The following is a 16,777-nucleotide window of genomic DNA, read 5'->3' as shown; positions in this document are numbered from 1 at the left end:
CATTTGAAAGGAAAGAAGAAGAGATATACTATATAATAGATTTTTATAGTTTTTATGATGAAAGGGATTTTTACATGACCATAGATCAATTGCAATTACCCAACGTACTGGCTGAAAAATTAAATTTTGAAAGAAATAGACGAAATGAAAACAATTCTGCTGAGTTTCAAGGTCTAATCGGATCAGAAGGGTACACAGCGGAAGATAATGAGATTGTAAAAGACGCTGTGATTGCCTTGCTGATGGGGAAGAATGTTCTGCTGAAAGGGCCTACAGGTTCAGGCAAGACAAAGCTGGCGGAATACCTTTCTTCTTTATTTCAGCAGCCTCTGCATTCTATCAACTGTTCAGTGGATTTGGATGCTGAAGCGTTACTGGGACATAAGACCATCTCTTATGAAAAAGGACATTCTGAAATTGAATTTATTCCTGGGCCGGTAACAAAAGCGGCAGCGTTCGGCCATTTCTTATACATTGATGAGATCAATGTTTCAAAGCCAGAAACACTCCCCATCTTAAACGGTATTCTCGACTACAGACGGACAGTTACTAATCCGTTTACAGGTGATATTATTAAAGCTGCTGAGGGTTTTAACGTGATCGCAGCGATCAACGAGGGATATATTGGGACCGTTCCATTGAATGAAGCATTAAAAAACCGTTTTGTTGTTATTGAAGTCCCTTATATTCAAGGAGATACACTTTTTGAGATGCTACTATCCCATTCTCAACAGAAAGACCGAGGAATTCTAAAACAATTTGTTCAGTTTTCTTCAGATCTTGTTCAGCAGACTAAGACGGGGCAGTTATCGGAGGACGCAGCGTCCATCAGGGCTTTGCTTGACGCAGCAGACTTATCGGCCTATATGCCGCCAAAGAGGGCGATTCAGCGTGCTGTAGCTGATAAATTAGAAGACGAACGGGAAAAAACATTAATCCATAACATTTCAGATACCCTTTTTATGTAGAGTGGATGTCAAGGAGGTGAAGTAGCGCATGAAATTTTTAACATTTGCAGATACAAAAATCGATTCTTTTCTGCATATGCAGCTGATCGACCTTGCGAAAACCCTGTCCAGAGATCCAAAAATGGATGTAGAATTCTCATACCATTCTTATTTGAACAAACCTGGCCATGTGCTGCAAGTCAGCCAGTTTTGGATGACCTATCCAGCCAGCCTGCAGCTTCATGGATTAAAAAGTGAAGTTTACTTAAGAAGCTATGGGAATTTCTTTTTTTCGGATCATACCTCTCTGCAAGAAGCACTTCAGTCCTTAAAAAATGAAGAGCATTTTCAATTTCTTAAGCATCTGCTTTTGTTTTCAGAAGATTTTCGCCTGGAAAAAGTATGTGTGACTAAACGGCCTGGTATGTCTGTCTCTTTCTTGGAGAGGAAGAAAGTTCTTCTTACCCATTATCATAGGCAGTACCGTCAGCATATCCAGCAAAGAAGATGGCTAGACGCGTTCTTCTGCTGTATTTTTCTGTTTGCCAACCACCGGCTCGTGCCGCTTCAAACACCATTAAAGGAATGGTATGTTGAGCTGTGCCATGATCTAATAAAATTAAACACTGCTGGAAGCACATCAGAGCTAGTTGCAGTAATCCATGATATAAAGAGAGCACTAAGAACATTTAACGAAAGAGATATGACGAGTTCTTATCTGTCGTTCTACGAATCGGAAAAGTTGAATTTTAAAGATATCTCAAGAGAAAGTGAAGTAAAATCACCACATTCACAGACTGCATCAGAAGACGAAAAAAGCAGTGATGAAACGGAACGGGAAGAAATGCCAAGCTGGCACGAAGAGACCTCTTCTCCGTCTGACTCGTTTCTGCAGTTTGATCTGGATCAAGGGACATCAACCGATTTGCTTGGTGAAGGAGGGAGGAAAGCGGAGGAAGGAGATCAGGCTTTCGGAGCGGTTCAGGCTGGAGCGAAAGATTCAAAAGGCAAGGATTTTAAAGGGGAGACTGGTGCAGGTATGGACCAAACAGACGGGCGTTCAGGGCAAAGCCTTTTTCCATACGGTGAGATGAACCGTTTTGCTGTTGAAAAAAAGATCCTACCGAAGAAGCCTTCTTTTCAGGAAGTACAGGATTATCAGGAGTTCAAATCTGCTGTACAATCTTCTGTCAGCCTGTTAAAACAAAGCTTTTTGAAGACCATAGAACATAAAAAAAATGTACCAAACCACGATTTGCATTTTGGCCGATTAAACAAAAGGCTGACACGGCTACTGACCGATAAAAATCCAAGGCTGTTCTTTAAAAAAGCGGAATCACCGCAAGAACTCGATGCCGTCTTTACTTTGCTTGTCGATTGCTCGGCCTCCATGTTTGACAAAATGGAAGAAACACAACAGGCTATTGTCCTTTTCCATGAGACCCTAAAAGCCGTCCGCATCCCACATTCCATAGTAGGCTTTTGGGAAGATGCGGCTGATGCGAAGAAAGACAGCCAGCCTAATTATTTTCAGGAAGTGATTTCGTTCACGAGCTCACTTAAAAATCAGGCTGGACCTGAAATTCTGCAGCTGGAGCCTCAGGAAGATAATCGAGATGGCTATTCCATCCGGAAAAAGGCAGAGGATTTGCTGCGCCGGAAGGAAAAACAAAAGTTTTTACTCGTCTTTTCAGATGGAGAGCCAGCGGCGTTTAATTATGAGGACCATGGCATTCTGGACACGTATGAAGCTGTAGCCAATACTCGTAAGTTGGGGATTGAAACGCTTGGGATGTACATTTCTAATGGAAAAGTGACCGAGGAAGCTCAAAATCTAATGAAAAATATATATGGCAGCCATCAGGTGGTCGTACCCAGTGCAGCAGAACTCGTCAGTTATTTAGTGCCTGTCCTGCGCAAGCTCCTATTCAAATTATCTTAAAAAAGCTTGTGTTCCAAAAATTAGCTTTTGGCTGCATCAACAGCTATCTAATCCATTACTTGTAAAAAAAATTGGAAGGTCTCATTTAAGCAACAGCATGCGATGTTGAACTGAAAAAGAAAATCCAGGAGGGTTATCCTGGATTTTTTAAATGGTTTGTTTTCATTTGTTTTTGTTGAATATATGCGAGACGGAAGTAAAGAGTGACCGCACCCATCGCTAGGCCTGTGATCAATCCTACCCAGTATCCATACGCTTCAAGGGCAGTATAATTAGCCAGCACATAGCCAACCGGCAACCCGATCACCCAATAGGATATTAAAGATAATACAAGCGTTACATTTACATCCTTATACCCTCTCAGAGCTCCTTGTATGGGAGCGGCAATAGCATCGGAAAGCTGAAAAAAGACCGCATAAAGCAAAAAATGCTTCGTTAATTTTATGACAGATGAATCGTTTGAATACATTCCGGCTACTTGGCTGGGGAAGATGAGCAAAGCTGCTGCACACAGCAAGGCAAGAATGACCGCAGTTCCTATTCCGAGATAACTGTATTGCTTAGCGTCTTTATACCGATGCGCCCCGACTTCGAAACCGACCGCAATGGTAAGTGCAAAGGAGATACTCAAAGGCAGCATATAAAGAAACGAAGCAAAATTAAGTGCAGATTGATGTGCGGCAATCGTTGCTGTATTGAATGAACTCATCAGCAGCGTTACGGCTGCAAAGATACTCGTTTCAAAAAAGATGGAAAATCCAATCGGCAGCCCGATTTTTAGCTGGCTTTTCCATGCTGAAATCGAAAGGGAGTAAAACTTGCTGAAGACTTGATAATCAGAAAAAGGCAGCTTTTTGTGAATGATATAGAACGCCAGTAAAGCAATAAACCAATACGTAAGAGCAGAAGCATAACCCGAACCAACACCGCCAAGCTCCGGAAACCCCCACTTACCGAAAATCAATAAATAATTGAAAAGGGCATTGACGGGAAGTGCAGTTAACGTAATCAGCATAGACACCCTCGTTCTGCCGAGAGCATCGATAAAACAGCGGAGAACGTTATATAAGAAAAGAGGAATCATACCGAACGAAAGGGCTATCAGATACCCAGAAGCTACCTCCCTTACTTGACGGTCGAGATTCATGGCATTCAGCAGGGGATTTAGTACCAATAATCCAACAGCTATTACAGCAAATGAAAGAGCAAACGCAAGATAGATGCTCTGTATGACAGCGTAAGGTACTTTTTCTTTATTTCCGGCACCATTATATTGGGAAACGATGGGGGTAAGCGCCATCAATATTCCGCTTAATCCAGTAAAAACAGGGACCCAGATGCTTGAACCGATTGCTACACCAGCAAGCTGTTTCGGGCCTGAGTGGCCGGACATCACTGTATCAAGAAAATTCATCGCGAATAATCCGATCTGTGTAACCAATACAGGAAGCACCAGCTTGATGAATAATAAAATTTTTTGCTTGATCGTTTGAGTTTTTTCCATTTCATATTCCTTTTCCACGTCTGTAATAATGGAAATTATAACATATGGGCAAAGAGGGGAGGGCAGTTATTTCGCAGGAAGTAAGATGAAAAACACAAAAGAAAAAGATGGTCCGGATGGACCATCTTTTTACAATTTATGAAGAATGAACAACCGAATGTTTTTTCAGTTCGTTCATGAACTCGTGGAATTGTGGAATATTCATTTGCTGTGCAGAGTCAGATAGAGCAACAGCTGGATCCGGATGAACTTCAGCCATTACGCCGTCAGCACCGATCGCTAGCGCTGCTTTTGCCGCAGGAAGCAATAGATCCCTTCTTCCGGTAGAGTGGGTCACATCGACCATAACTGGAAGGTGAGTTTCTTTTTTAAGAATCGGAACAGCAGAGATATCGAGCGTATTCCGTGTTGCTTTTTCATACGTACGGATTCCGCGCTCACAGAGAATGATTTGGTCGTTTCCTTGAGCTAGGATGTATTCTGCTGCGTACATGAACTCTTCAATCGTTGCAGATAGACCGCGTTTTAATAATACTGGCTTTCTGATCGCGCCAGCTGCTTTTAAAAGTTCGAAGTTTTGCATGTTGCGTGCTCCGATTTGAACGACGTCCACATAATCCAGAGCTTCTTCCAGATCGTTTGGATTTAAAATCTCACTGATAACAGCGAGGTTCTCTTCATCAGCAACTTGTTTTAAGATTTTAAGTCCTTCCATGCCAAGACCTTGGAAATCATAAGGAGAAGTACGGGGTTTAAACGCTCCGCCGCGCATAAGCGTCAATCCTTGATCTTTTAATGCTTTTGCCACTTGTTTGACCTGATCGTAGCTTTCAACCGCACAAGGTCCCATCACAAAATGCTGCTCACCTGTTCCAATAAGCTCGCCTTTTATGTTTATAATGGTATCATCAGGTTTCTTTTTACGGGAAACCAGCAGCGCTTTACGGTTATCATCTTCCTGCAGCTCCAGGCTGGCTTTGAAAATTTGTTTAAAAATATATTGAAGGGTAGACGTTTCGAACGGCCCTTGATTACGGTCTTCAATCAGATCAAGAAGCTTGCGTTCACGTACAGGGTCAAATCGCTTAACACCCTGCATTTCTTTTAATTTTCCAATCTCTTGTACGATGGAAGCACGGTCGTTTAACAAATCAAGAATCTTTTGATCGACGGATTCGATCTCACTGCGAAGTTCTTCCAGTTCTTTTGACATTCTAAGCTCCTCCTCATGATTTATAAAATAGGTGTTTACTCCTTCAAAATTGTTTCTTTCATAAGGGCGGCGCCGGCCCTTTTTCGAATTATTTTTTGAGTATTGTTTGCTACTTTAAAGCACGATAGTATATCTTGTCAAGAGGTTATTTTCAGATTTCTTCAAAGGCTTTGTTAATTTTCAAAAATATGGGCCATCCCCCTTTACAATCGCCTCTAACCGTGTTAAAACTTGATATAATACAATTAAACGATCGCAATGACAGGCAACAGTAGTATTCTTCTCCCTGTTTTAAGAGAGCTGGTGGACGGTGCGAACCAGTACAAAGGAGAATGCGAATTACACCCTCGAGCTTCCTTTTTGAACGATCTTGTTTCATGGTTCAGTAGAAAAGGACGGTTTACTCCGTTATCCGTGAATGAAGTGGCGGAATGTTTTTTTCCGCAATGAGGGTGGTACCGCGAATAAATTCGTCCCTGCTATTTATAGCAGGGACTTTTTTGTATTTCTAAAGAAAAATAAGGAGGCAATATTATGAGGTATTTAACTGCCGGAGAATCACACGGCCCGCAGCTCACAACTATACTGGAAGGCATTCCATCAGGATTGCCACTGACAGCAGCAGAGATTAACGAAGAACTCTCCCGCAGGCAGAAAGGGCATGGCCGCGGAAGAAGGATGCAGATTGAAAAGGACCAAGCTATTATCAACAGTGGTGTCCGCCACGGCTATACGCTCGGATCTCCGATAACGCTTGCCGTAGAGAACCGGGATTTTAAACACTGGACGAAGATCATGGGGGCTGAACCTTTGGAAGAGGACAGTGATGAAGTAAAACGCCAGATCACAAGACCTAGACCGGGGCATGCTGATCTAAACGGAGCCATCAAGTATAACCATAGAGATATGAGGAACGTTTTGGAACGGTCATCTGCCAGAGAGACTACAGTGAGAGTAGCGGCAGGTGCAGTAGCAAAACAGCTTCTGAAGGAGCTTGGGATAAAAGTCGGCGGCCACGTGATTGAAATTGGAGGAGTCGTGGCGGAGCAGCTATCCTTTGAATCCATAGAAGACCTCCAGGAAAGAACAGAAGCTTCTCCTGTACGTTGTTTGGATGAATTGGCTGGAAAGAAAATGATGCGTGCCATCGACGAGGCGAAGGAGAAGGGTGATTCAATCGGAGGCATCGTTGAAGTGATCGTAGAAGGCATGCCGGTCGGGGTTGGAAGCTATGTTCATTATGATCGGAAGCTTGATGCAAAGCTTGCAGCGGCCATCATGAGCATCAACGCATTTAAAGGTGCAGAGATCGGCATCGGATTTGAAGCCGCTCATAAACCGGGAAGCCTCGTTCATGACGAAATCCTTTGGAATGAAGAAAATGGTTATACTCGACGAACCAATAACGCTGGCGGATTAGAGGGAGGAATGACGACCGGAATGCCAATCGTCGTCAGAGGCGTAATGAAACCAATTCCAACTCTATACAAACCTCTTCAAAGTATTGATATTGATTCCAAGGAACCATTCCAGGCCAGCATTGAACGTTCAGACAGCTGCGCAGTGCCGGCAGCGAGCGTGGTAGCGGAAGCTGTGGTTGCTTGGGAGCTGGCAGCAGCCATTGTTGAACAGTTCGGAGTAGACAACATGGAACGAATTAAGGAAAATATCGGACGGCATAACCGTCAGGCGCGTGAGTTTTAATGGAAACCCTGAAGATTAACACGGAGTCCAAGCGATACCCCGTCTTCATAGGAGGAACTGTTCTCGATGAACTGCCTGATTTCATTCAGGCTTTGTCTCCAAAAGTGACGAGTATCCTTATACTATCTGATGAGACCGTAAGCAGCCTTTATCTCAAAGAAACGGCAGGGAAACTTGAAAGTATCGGCCAATCGCTGCATTCCTTTGTTGTACCGAGCGGCGATAAGGAAAAATCATTTCATAATTATTATGAGTGTCTGACGTTCGCTCTTGAACAAGGATTGGATCGACATTCGTTGATCCTCGCCCTTGGCGGAGGAATGATCGGAGACCTAGCCGGTTTTGTAGCAGGAACATATATGAGAGGCATCCGTTTCATACAAGTGCCAACAACTCTATTAGCTCATGACAGTGCGGTAGGCGGAAAAACGGGGATCAATCACCCTCTCGGAAAAAACATGGTCGGCGTTTTCCATCAACCCGAAGCAGTTTTTTATTCTACTGCTTTTTTGAAATCTCTGCCCGAAGCAGAATGGAGATCAGGATTTGCAGAAGTCATCAAGCATTCTCTTATTGCTGATGAGGAATTCTATCATTGGCTCGTTAAAGAAGTTTCTGGATTACAAGATATTTCTGAAGATAAACTGGCTTATTTATTGAAGAGAGCTATTTCAATAAAAGCACAAGTCGTATCACAAGATGAGAGAGAAAGCGGATTGCGTGCGATCTTGAATTTTGGCCATACCCTCGGACATGCGATTGAGAGCAAAGCTGGTTATGGTGCGATCTCCCATGGTGATGCCGTATCAATCGGAATGCGGTTCGCATTGAAGCTCAGCGAATCTATCTCTGGCAAAAATCTTCATTATAATATGATCAGTGATTGGCTTCATGATTATCAATTTCCTGCACTTCCTCCTCAACTGGCAGCAGTAGAGTTGCTTGAAACCATGAAGAGAGATAAAAAATCGACGATGGGCCATGTGAATATGGTGCTTCTAGAGGAGATTGGACGAGCCTATGTTCAAGAAGTCAGTGACTCCTTCCTATTAGACTCTCTCCAAGAATTTATTTTGACAGACAAGGAGCAATACAGTGAATAAACGGGTTCTGCTGATTGGATTAGGCCTTATTGGCGGATCCATCGCAATGGCTATAAAAAAAGAACATTCTTGCACCATCATAGGACATGATATTTCTGCCGATCATGCCAACCTCGCAAAACGGCTCAGTATCATTGACACAATCTGTACTGATCTCCAAAAAGAAGCAGAGATGGCCGATCTGATTGTATTGGCTACACCGGTGGAGGAAACGGAAAGACTGCTTGAATGGTTTTCTGACTTTAACATCCCCCCAGGTGCCCTCATCACAGATGTAGGCAGCACAAAATCGAGAATCATGGAAAAAGCTTCTTCCATGGTAGATAAAGGCATTACATTCATCGGAGGGCATCCGATGGCCGGATCTCATAAATCAGGACCGGGCAGTGCCAAAACACATCTGTTTGAAAATGCGTTCTATATGATCACACCTGGGCCGGAAACTCCTGACCAAAGAATAGAAGAATTAAAGGACTGGCTAAAAGGGACACGAGCAAAATTCATCGTCATGGATGCCGAGAAACACGATCTTCTTACCGGGGTCGTCAGTCACTTTCCCCATGTCGTCGCAGCGAGCCTTGTACGCCAAGTAGAGCATTATTCCCACGCACACCATCAAGTTAACGACCTTGCTGCTGGCGGCTTTAAAGATATCACTAGAATCGCTTCCAGCAGTCCTGTAATGTGGAAAGACATTATCAAGCACAACAAGGAAAACATTTTAACCTTTATTGATGAATGGATCATGGAAATGGAATGTGTGAAGGATCTTGTTAAAAGCGGAAGCGACCAAGGATTGCTTGATTACTTTTCAGGTGCAAAACAATATCGGGATGCTCTTCCGATTAAAGCCAAAGGTGCTATCACATCGTTTTATGATCTGTATGTAGACATTATCGATGATGTCGGAGTGATTTCCCGTGTTACCTCTATTCTTGCTGAGAAAAAGATCAGCATTACGAATATCCGAGTGATTGAGGCAAGAGAGGATATTTACGGAGTACTTCGAGTCAGCTTCCAGTCGGAGGGGGACCGCCAGCAAGCAAAAGAGAGTCTTGAACACCTGCAATTTACAACCTACATTGCAATGTAGCAAAGGAGGCCAATTTGATGTCAAAACAATTAAAGCCAGTTTCCGGTCTGCAAGGAACCATCCAAATACCTGGAGATAAATCCATCTCTCACCGGGCGGTTATGTTCGGTTCAATTGCTGAAGGACGTACAACTGTTCAAGGATTCCTTCCTGGAGATGATTGTTTAAGTACCATTGATTGCTTCAGAAAAATGGGAGTCAGCATTCATCAGGAAAATGACACAGTTATAATAGAAGGAAAAGGGTTAGAAGGGCTCAAAGAACCTGTTGACATTTTGGATGTCGGAAACTCCGGCACTACGATTCGGCTTATGCTTGGCATCCTTGCAAATACACCATTTCATTCCTGTATTACCGGTGATGCATCCATTGCAAAACGGCCAATGAAAAGGGTAACCGGCCCGTTAAGGAGTATGGGTGCTGCCATCGAAGGAAGAGATGAAGGGAATTTTGTTCCTTTAAGCATACGAGGAGGCCAATGCAAGGGGACCGATTATCAGTCACCGGTTGCCAGTGCACAAGTGAAATCAGCGATCTTGCTTGCAGGGGTATCTGCTGAAGGAACAACATCTGTTACAGAACCACATAAATCCCGTGATCATACTGAGCGGATGCTTGGAGCGTTTGGCTGCAAGGTAGCTGTCGATGGCAACACAGCAAGTATAAAAGGCGGTCAAGTTTTAAAAGGAACACATATAGAAGTACCCGGAGATATTTCTTCTGCCGCTTTTTTCCTTGTCGCTGGCTCCATTGTACCCGAGAGTGAGATCACTTTGAAAAAAGTAGGGATGAATCCAACGAGGACAGGGATCATCGATGTTCTAAAACAAATGGGCGCAGATATTACCATTTCACCGATTGAAGGGGAGGGTGCTGAGCCGTACGCGGACCTTACAGTAAGAACTTCAAAACTTAAAGGAATTGAGATCAGCGGAGAGATCATTCCCAGGTTAATAGATGAGATTCCGATTATTGCTCTGGCTGCCACTCAAGCATCAGGGACAACAGTGATCAAAGATGCGGCGGAATTAAAAGTGAAAGAAACAAACAGGATTGATACTGTCGTTCACGAACTGCAAAAAACGGGCGCAAAAATTGAAGCGACCTCAGATGGGATGATCATTAGCGAAACATCATTACTAAAGGGAGCCGAAGTAGACAGCCATGGAGATCACCGGATCGGCATGATGCTTGCTGTCGCATCCTGCCTGTGTAAAGGTGAAACCACGCTGTTGAACAGTGAGGCTGTAGCCGTTTCGTATCCTGGTTTTTTCGGAGAGCTCGATCACCTGCAGAGCAAAAATATCAGAGTTTAGTTTGCACACCTTTATTATAGTAGAAAAAATTCAGTACAGAGCATAAACTGCGGAGAGGCCAATGCGCCTCTCCGCTTTTTAAGTTGTATGTGAAGGAGTTCTTTACATTCTTGCTTGGATGTATGCCCAAAGGATATGGTATGATACAATCATTGAGAGTATGGAATTAGCGAAGGAGAAATATAACTATGATCACAGTAACAAATGTAGGTCTCCGCTACGGAGACCGAAAGCTTTTTGAAGATGTAAACATTAAGTTCACCCCAGGAAACTGCTATGGCTTGATCGGAGCTAACGGAGCTGGAAAATCAACGTTTATCAAAATTCTGTCCGGTGAAATCGAACCTCAAACCGGAGATGTAAATATAACACCCGGCGAACGTCTTGCTGTCTTAAAACAAAACCACTTCGAATACGAAGAAAATGAAGTACTGCAAACCGTTATTATGGGGCATGCCCGCTTGTACCAAATCATGCAGGAAAAAGACGCGATCTATATGAAAGCCGATTTCTCTGATGAAGACGGAATTAAAGCTGCCGAGCTTGAAGGCGAATTCGCAGAGCTGAACGGCTGGGAGGCAGAGTCTGAAGCTGCCATCCTTTTAAAAGGATTAGGTATCGGTGAAGATCTTCATTATAAAAAGATGGCTGACCTTTCAGGGTCTGAAAAAGTAAAAGTATTGCTTGCTCAGGCTTTATTTGGGAAACCGGATATTCTGCTTCTGGATGAGCCGACAAACCACTTGGATCTGCGTGCGATCCAATGGCTTGAAGAATTTTTGATTAACTTTGAAAACACAGTTATTGTGGTCTCCCATGACCGCCACTTCTTGAATAAAGTTTGTACCCACATGGCAGATTTGGATTTTGGAAAGATTCAGCTTTATGTTGGAAACTATGATTTCTGGTATGAGTCCAGCCAGCTTGCATTAAAAATGGCACAGGAACAAAACAAGAAAAAAGAAGAGAAAATCAAAGAACTTCAAAATTTCGTTGCCCGATTCAGTGCGAATGCATCTAAATCAAAACAGGCAACCTCCAGAAAAAAATTGCTCGACAAAATCTCGTTGGATGATATTCGGCCGTCTACCCGGCGTTATCCTTTCGTAAACTTTTCCATTGACCGTGAAATCGGCAATGACCTTCTTATGGTGAAGGACCTCAACAAAACCATTGATGGGGAAAAAGTATTAAACAACGTTAGCTTTACAATGAATAAGGGTGATAAAATTGCATTTGTCGGCAAAGACGAAAACGCAGTAACTGTCCTCTTTAAAATCTTAATGGGTGAAATGGAAGCAGACAGCGGCAGCTTCAAATGGGGAGTTACAACATCACAGGCTTATTTCCCAAAAGATAATACTTCCTATTTTGAAAATAATGAGCTTAACCTTGTTGACTGGCTGCGCCAATACTCTCCTGTCGATCAATCAGAAAGCTTTTTGCGTGGTTTCTTGGGACGTATGCTGTTTTCCGGTGAAGAAGTACTGAAAAAATCAAAAGTACTTTCTGGAGGAGAAAAGGTCCGCTGCATGCTTTCCAAAATGATGCTCAGCGGAAGCAATGTCTTACTATTGGATGATCCGACAAATCACCTGGATCTAGAATCCATTACTGCATTGAACAATGGTTTGATCAACTACAAAGGGTCCATCTTATTTACATCTCATGACCATCAATTTGTTCAAACCATCGCAAACAGAATTGTTGAAATTACACCGAATGGACTTCTTGATAAACAAATGTCCTATGATGAATTTCTTGAAAACGAAGAGCTTCAAAAACAAAGAGAAAAGATGTACAAATAAAAAAACGGCCCTAGGCCGTTTTTTATTTGTACAAACTTCCAATTGCCAGCAAAAAAGTGGTATTGAATAGTCTCGAAAAGCACCGGTACAGCTCTAAGTTTACTTTTTATTTTTTGAGGTAATTATAACCAGATAAAGACAGTTAACAAGCCAAAGAGAAAAGCAGCAGCAAGAGATAAAACAATTAATGAAACGGAATAAAAATAATCGGGAAATATAGACTATATACTTCTAATGCAATCGCACTATATTGGGAATTTTATGTAAATTCCATTTATCTGAAAATATTAACATTTCTTTCTGTGAATTGTGATTGATATGGTAGAATAATTCCCCGTTGTCTGAATTCCCTTGTTTTTTAAATTTTTTCTTTGTATAGTGTGAATATTATTAATTTAGAAAGGATGCTGAAATGTTTCAAGATATTAGTTATTTCCGCTTTGGGGAAGCTGGAATTCTCATGGAATTTGGCCATGAGGTCAGTGAAGAAATGAATCAGCAAATTCATGAAATCTCTGGATGGCTCAATGAAAACCCTTTTGATGGGTTTATTGAAACAATTCCTGCTTACACCACACTTACTGTACTATACGATCCTATGAAATTTGTACACCCTGAAAAATCAGCATTCGAACTGGCAAAAAATCGGGTTGAAATGCGTATTGAATCTATGCCAAAAGAAAGCGCAGCCGCAGGAAGGGTAATAAGAATTCCAGTTTGTTACGGGGGAGACTTTGGTCCTGACCTTCAGAACGTGGCGAAATTTAACAAGCTTACAGAAAAAGAAGTGATAAAAATACATACTGAGAAGACCTGCTACGTATATATGCTCGGCTTCGCGCCCGGGTTTCCTTTCTTAGGAGGCATGTCTTCTGAAATTGCTGCTCCAAGGCTTTCCTCTCCCCGCCTGTCCATTCCAAAAGGAAGCGTGGGAATTGCAGGAGAACAGACAGGGATTTACCCAATTGAAACTCCCGGTGGCTGGCAATTGATCGGCAGGACGCCCCTGGAACTGTTCAGGCCTACTGAAAATCCGCCAACACTGCTTGAGGCTGGAGATCAAGTTGAGTTTTATGAGATTACAACAGAAGAATATCATTCATGGGAGGCTGAAGATGACCATCAAGATTGATAAACCTGGGATGCTGACCAGCCTTCAGGATCTCGGACGCTATACTTATCAGCAATATGGGGTCATTGTAAATGGAGCGATGGATCCTTTTGCACATACTGCAGCCAATCTGCTAGTTGGAAATCCGGAAGGAGAAGCAACGCTTGAAGTCACACTGACCGGCCCTAAGCTTACTTTTGGGATTGATACATACATTGCTATCTGCGGTGCTGATCTCACCCCGTCTATTAATGAAAAACCCATTGAGAATTGGAGAACAATCTCCGTTAAGGAAGGGGATGTTCTGGAATTCGGAAAGTGCAAGTGGGGATGCAGGGCCTACATTGCTGTAGCTGGAGGTTTTGATACTAAGCGGGAGATGGGGAGCAAAAGCACATATTTGCGTGCAGGCATTGGAGGTTACAAAGGCAGAGCACTCAAAGAAGGTGATACTCTATCAGTCTGTTCAGATGGAGACTCCTTTCATCCGGTTTCATTAAATTGGTTTGTAAGTCATGAATTAAGAGCAGTTTACTCAAATAAGAACACCATCCGAGCAGTTAAAGGAAGACATTTTGAACTTTTTACAAAGGAAAGCCAAGCAGCTTTTTTTAATGAAGGATTTAAGATCTCTACTCAGTCTGACAGAATGGGGTATAGGGCTGAGGGTACGGCCCTGCAGCTGGAAGAACAACGAGAGATCCTTTCCGAACCTGTCCTTTTTGGAACCGTTCAAGTTCCATCAGAAGGCAAGCCCATCATATTAATGGCCGATCGCCAAACGACAGGCGGATATCCCAAAATTGCACAGGCGGCGTATGTTGACTTGCCAAAGCTTGCACAGGCAAAACCGGGAGACTCGATTGTCTTTCAAGAGATATCAGACGAAGAAGCACAGATTAATTATATAATTCAAAAAATACAGCTGAACTACTTAAAAACCGGCATCGGCTTAAAGAACAGGGAGAGGTGAGGACATGAATTTTTCGGTAGACTTGAATTGTGACATGGGTGAAAGTTTTGGCCGTTATCAAATTGGCTTTGATGAAGAAATGATGGATTTTATTTCATCCGCTAATATTGCTTGCGGTTTTCACGCTGGCGACCCTTCTATTATGAAACACACTGTTCAGCTCGCTTTAGAAAAAAAGGTAGCCATTGGAGCGCATCCAGGTTTGCCTGACCTCATGGGGTTTGGACGCCGAAATATGTATCTTACTCCTGAGGAAGCCTATGAATATGTCCTTTATCAAGTTGGAGCATTATCAGCCTTTGTACGAGCAGAAGGCGGAAGGCTTCGCCATGTCAAACCGCATGGAGCTTTGTACAACATGGCTGCGGTTAACAAGGATCTCTCTCTCGGAATTGCTAAGGCGGTCTATAACATGGATCCTGATGTAACTCTGTTTGGACTTGCGGGGAGCCAGTTGATTGAAGCTGGAAAAGAAATTGGGCTCCAAACATGCAGTGAAGTTTTTGCTGACCGAACCTATCAGGCTGACGGCACACTTACTCCGAGAAACGAACCGAACAGTGTTTTGACCGATGATCAGCAGGCGGTCGATCAAGTCATAAAGATGGTGAAGTACGATAAGGTAGGCACTCCTGCCGGCGATATCGGAATTAAAGCAGAGACCATCTGTATCCACGGTGATGGAGAGCATGCCCTGTCTTTTGCACAAAAGATAAACAAAGCATTCGAGAAAGAAGGCATTCAACGACTACAACACAGATAAGCGAGGTAAACGAATGAATCAAAAAAGCAATTGGCAGCTCCTGTTAGGGGCCGCATTTTTAATGGCGACATCTGCTATCGGGCCAGGATTCTTAACACAGACTACTGTATTTACACAATCTTTAGCTGCAAGCTTCGGATTTGTTATTTTAATATCCATTCTTCTTGATATCGGAGCACAATTAAACGTTTGGCGAATTATCGCTGTGTCTGAGCGAAAAGCGCAGGATATAGCGAATTTGATGCTTCCGGGACTCGGCTATTTCATTGCTCTGCTTGTTGTTATTGGCGGACTTGCTTTCAATATCGGAAACGTGGGGGGAGCTGGTCTGGGAATCAATGTAATGTTCGGCGGAATTTCTCCTGAGTCTGGTGCAGCGATCAGCGGGGCGATTGCCATCTCCATTTTCTTGGTTAAAGAAGCCGGAAAAGCGATGGACCGTTTTACACTGGTCGCAGGTTTTGTTATGGTAGCGCTCACAGTTTATGTTGCGATTACTTCCTCGCCGCCGGTAGGTGAAGCAGTGGCAAAGACATTTGCACCTGACAAAATTGATTTTGCAGCTATCGTTACTCTCGTCGGCGGAACGGTCGGCGGATATATTACATTTGCCGGTGGACATCGACTGCTTGATGCTGGTGTTAAAGGTGAAAAAGCGTTAGGGGAAGTGAACAAAAGTGCAGTATCGGCTATCGGGATCGCCTCGATTATGCGGATTTTCCTCTTCCTTGCAGCTCTTGGGGTCGTAGCAAGCGGCGCAACATTAAATCCTGACAATCCGCCAGCATCCGTATTTCAGCATGCCGCAGGAAACATAGGCTACAAGCTTTTTGGAATTGTGATGTGGTCGGCTGCAGTTACGTCAATAATCGGTTCTGCCTACACGTCTGTTTCATTCATCCGAACGTTTCATCCTAAACTTGAAAAATACGGAAACCTATTGATTGTAGTCTTTATCTTATTCTCAACACTATGCTTTGTCGCGATTGGAAATCCAGTTAAAATCCTAGTGTTTGTAGGGGCATTAAATGGAATGATCCTGCCGATCACGCTCGGTGTTATGCTTGTCGCTGCCTACAATAAAAAAATTGTCGGTTCTTATAAGCATCCGTTATGGATGACCATCGTAGGCGCTATTATCGTCATCGGTATGGCAACCATGGGTATTGATACTTTCATGAGTCTTTAATACTTTTCAAATTCATCCTGAAACCTTTACAATATAAACTACGAAAGAGGTGAGCAGGTTGAAAAATTTAAATGAATGGTTTCAAAAAGCTTTAACAAAAGACGAATATAT

13 protein-coding genes and 1 other annotated feature are annotated in these 16,777 nt (G+C 43.0%); of the genes, 11 read left to right on the top strand and 2 right to left on the bottom strand.

Annotation, left to right across the window (positions count from 1 at the left end; translation table 11 throughout):
• Positions 1–74 precede the first annotated feature (74 nt).
• On the top strand, positions 75–968 hold the full coding sequence (locus tag OKX00_RS12055; protein ID WP_053354290.1) for an ATP-binding protein: 894 nt from the start codon (positions 75–77) through the stop codon (positions 966–968).
• A gap of 28 nt (positions 969–996) precedes the next feature.
• Positions 997–2,889, top strand: coding sequence for a vWA domain-containing protein (locus OKX00_RS12050; protein WP_265407532.1), 1,893 nt, complete (start codon positions 997–999; stop codon positions 2,887–2,889).
• 133 nt (positions 2,890–3,022) lie between these two features.
• On the opposite strand, the gene OKX00_RS12045 is transcribed toward OKX00_RS12050, so the two are convergent.
• Positions 3,023–4,393 carry an MATE family efflux transporter gene (locus tag OKX00_RS12045; RefSeq protein WP_265407531.1) on the bottom strand — a complete coding sequence of 457 codons (1,371 nt, stop codon included), beginning with the start codon at positions 4,391–4,393 and terminating at the stop codon, positions 3,023–3,025.
• 136 nt (positions 4,394–4,529) lie between these two features.
• The gene (locus OKX00_RS12040; protein ID WP_265407530.1) at positions 4,530–5,606 is read right to left on the bottom strand and encodes a bifunctional 3-deoxy-7-phosphoheptulonate synthase/chorismate mutase; all 1,077 of its coding nucleotides are present in this window, start codon (positions 5,604–5,606) and stop codon (positions 4,530–4,532) included.
• 249 nt (positions 5,607–5,855) lie between these two features.
• Positions 5,856–6,087, top strand: a binding site (T-box leader).
• Positions 6,088–6,140: 53 nt separating this feature from the next.
• Between OKX00_RS12040 and aroC the strand changes: the two genes are divergently transcribed.
• The 9 genes from aroC to OKX00_RS11995 all read left to right on the top strand — a co-directional run bounded on the left by aroC (position 6,141) and on the right by OKX00_RS11995 (position 16,666).
• Complete coding sequence (gene aroC, locus OKX00_RS12035; protein ID WP_265407529.1) at positions 6,141–7,310, top strand: chorismate synthase; 1,170 nt, start codon at positions 6,141–6,143, stop codon at positions 7,308–7,310.
• Positions 7,310–8,413 (top strand): 3-dehydroquinate synthase, encoded by a 1,104-nt coding sequence (gene aroB / locus OKX00_RS12030; RefSeq protein ID WP_265407528.1) that lies wholly within the window; start codon positions 7,310–7,312, stop codon positions 8,411–8,413. The genes aroC and aroB overlap by 1 nt, the downstream gene beginning before the upstream one ends.
• Positions 8,406–9,506 (top strand): prephenate dehydrogenase, encoded by a 1,101-nt coding sequence (locus tag OKX00_RS12025; protein ID WP_265407527.1) that lies wholly within the window; start codon positions 8,406–8,408, stop codon positions 9,504–9,506. Before aroB ends, OKX00_RS12025 begins: the two co-directional genes overlap by 8 nt.
• A gap of 17 nt (positions 9,507–9,523) precedes the next feature.
• Positions 9,524–10,822: a 3-phosphoshikimate 1-carboxyvinyltransferase gene (gene aroA, locus OKX00_RS12020; protein ID WP_062232149.1), complete on the top strand. Its 1,299-nt coding sequence runs from the start codon at positions 9,524–9,526 to the stop codon at positions 10,820–10,822.
• Between the two features lie 188 nt (positions 10,823–11,010).
• Complete coding sequence (locus tag OKX00_RS12015) at positions 11,011–12,630, top strand: ABC-F family ATP-binding cassette domain-containing protein (protein ID WP_265407526.1); 1,620 nt, start codon at positions 11,011–11,013, stop codon at positions 12,628–12,630.
• 412 nt (positions 12,631–13,042) lie between these two features.
• A complete protein-coding gene (pxpB, locus tag OKX00_RS12010) occupies positions 13,043–13,762 on the top strand; it encodes a 5-oxoprolinase subunit PxpB (RefSeq protein WP_265407525.1) in 720 nt (239 codons plus the stop codon).
• On the top strand, positions 13,746–14,714 hold the full coding sequence (locus tag OKX00_RS12005) for a 5-oxoprolinase subunit C family protein (protein ID WP_265407524.1): 969 nt from the start codon (positions 13,746–13,748) through the stop codon (positions 14,712–14,714). Before pxpB ends, OKX00_RS12005 begins: the two co-directional genes overlap by 17 nt.
• A 4-nt stretch (positions 14,715–14,718) precedes the next feature.
• Positions 14,719–15,477 (top strand): 5-oxoprolinase subunit PxpA, encoded by a 759-nt coding sequence (locus OKX00_RS12000; protein WP_265407523.1) that lies wholly within the window; start codon positions 14,719–14,721, stop codon positions 15,475–15,477.
• A gap of 13 nt (positions 15,478–15,490) precedes the next feature.
• Positions 15,491–16,666, top strand: a complete 1,176-nt coding sequence (locus OKX00_RS11995) for an NRAMP family divalent metal transporter (RefSeq protein ID WP_265407522.1) — start codon at positions 15,491–15,493, stop codon at positions 16,664–16,666.
• Positions 16,667–16,777 lie beyond the last annotated feature (111 nt).

Origin of the sequence: Fictibacillus sp. KU28468 (assembly GCF_026153615.1) — a bacterium.
GTDB lineage: Bacteria > Bacillota > Bacilli > Bacillales > Fictibacillaceae > Fictibacillus_C > Fictibacillus_C marinisediminis.
Note: the sequence above shows the minus strand (reverse complement) of the source record. Positions and strands in the feature narration are given on the sequence as shown.